The organism is Azospirillum sp. B4 (assembly GCF_000333275.1).
GTDB lineage: Bacteria > Pseudomonadota > Alphaproteobacteria > Azospirillales > Azospirillaceae > Nitrospirillum.
The window spans coordinates 1-1,656 of the sequence record NZ_BACU01000264.1 but is presented as its reverse complement, the minus strand read 5'-3'; the positions used below and the strand labels follow the sequence as shown (position 1 = coordinate 1,656).

General features: G+C 67.0%; 3 protein-coding genes. 1 reads left to right on the top strand and 2 read right to left on the bottom strand.

The features are described 5' to 3' along the window. The coding region (locus I55_RS11435; protein ID WP_148293680.1) for a LytTR family DNA-binding domain-containing protein at positions 1–478 on the top strand (478 nt) is incomplete at its 5' end. A gap of 35 nt (positions 479–513) precedes the next feature. On the opposite strand, the gene I55_RS11430 is transcribed toward I55_RS11435, so the two are convergent. Together I55_RS11430 and I55_RS36995 are read right to left on the bottom strand one after the other, a co-directional pair. Then, positions 514–957: a hypothetical protein gene (locus I55_RS11430; RefSeq protein WP_044560683.1), complete on the bottom strand. Its 444-nt coding sequence runs from the start codon at positions 955–957 to the stop codon at positions 514–516. A gap of 41 nt (positions 958–998) precedes the next feature. Then, positions 999–1,656 (bottom strand): hypothetical protein (locus I55_RS36995; protein WP_044560682.1); only part of this gene is annotated, 658 nt, incomplete at its 5' end.

Below are 1,656 nucleotides of genomic sequence, written 5' to 3'. Positions count from 1 at the left end.
TGAGTTCCGCAAGGATGCCCTTACCTATCTGATCGCCGCCGCGATACTAACCATGGGGCGCCAGCTTGTCCGCCTGTCGCGGGTCGTGGCGCTGGTCGAGGCGCAGCAGACCACCGCCGTCCTGGCGCCGGTGGTCCCCCCGGCACCGGAACCGCCGGCCCGCCTGGAACTGAAGGTTGGGTCACGCCGGGTGTTCGTGGCGCCGGAGGAGATCGTCCAGGTCAGCGCTGCCGGCAAATATGTGGAAGTCATGACGGCGGAGCGGGTGCATCTGGTGCGCCGCGCCCTGGCCGACCTTCAGGCCGAGTTGCCGGCCCACCTGTTCGTGCGCGTCCACCGTTCCCGCCTGGTCAATCGTGCCGCCATCCAGCGGGTGGACACCCGCCCCTCCGGCGACCTGGACGTTACCCTGAACACCGGCCTGACCGTGACCGCCAGCCGCCGCTACAAGGCGGACCTACTACAAGCCGGCGCTTAGGCGCTGTTCACCTTTCCTGCCTCATCTTTCTGGGTTCATCTTTCCGGATGGGGACATTGCGCCGCGGTGTCGCGCGTCCACCGCAGGTGGGCCGGACGTTCCCCCGGCAGGGCCGGACAGGACATATAGCCGCGGTTGGTCATCACCGTCTGCACGATGATGGTGGTGAGGGGCGACGCCAGAAGGGCGAGCACGATCCCCAGCACAGCCACCCCCAGACAGATGACTGGGCCATTGAAGCGGCTGGCCGGTGCCGCGTCCCGGCGGCGGTTGCGCTTGGCCGGGCCGATGTCCGGCGCGCGGAACAGCGTCATCGTCGCGAACGCGAAGAGCGTTACCGCCAGGGGCAGACCGATGGCATCGCGCGGAGCCAGGGTGATCAGGGGGGCGCCAGCGCTGATATTGTGGGCCAAGGGGATCAGGCTGACCAGGGCCAGGGCCAGCAGGATGCCGCCCACGGCGGCGAATCCCAGGAACACAGGCAGCGCTTTCAGTCGTTCTCGCAAAGCCGGAATCCCCATCACCAATGCGCCAACTCCCATCGCACCCAGTCGGCCTGCCGGGCCAGCTTGGCCGCGATGTCGTGCGCCTCCTGGGACAGGTCATGAACCATCTTGCTGTTGGCCAACTGATGGAAGCGCTGCTCCGCCTCCGCGCCCAATTGCTGGAAGGCCTGGCCCAGTTTCGCCAGCCCCTTGTCATAGGCCTCGCTCAACTTGTCGGTCAGGTGGAAATACTCATCAAGCCTGTACAGGCCGTAGCCCACCGCCACCCCGACGGCCAGGGCCACCAGGAACGGGCCACAAGCGAAGCTGCCAATGACGGCCAGCCCCGCCACCGCGCTTCCGGCGACGTAGGTGCCGGCGGCCGCACCCGCGACCGACGCCAGAACAACGGATGGGATGTCCACGGTCAGGCTGCCCAGCAATTGGCCCAGCGTCGCGTTGTCCCGCAGGATGTAGTCTGCCACATCGACCGCCACGACCAGGTACACGCCGAAGCGGGCCGATTCCTTGGCAGCCGCGCGGATGCCGGGCTTGCCGATTTGAAGCTCGACGATCTTTGGGTTGTCCACCCGGTAGCGGGTGCCGGTCAGGATGTTCCGCCCGGCCGGGCATCCCTTGATGGTGACCAGATCGCCGGTCTTCCCTTGTGTGAAATAGACGCGGGGCGCTTTT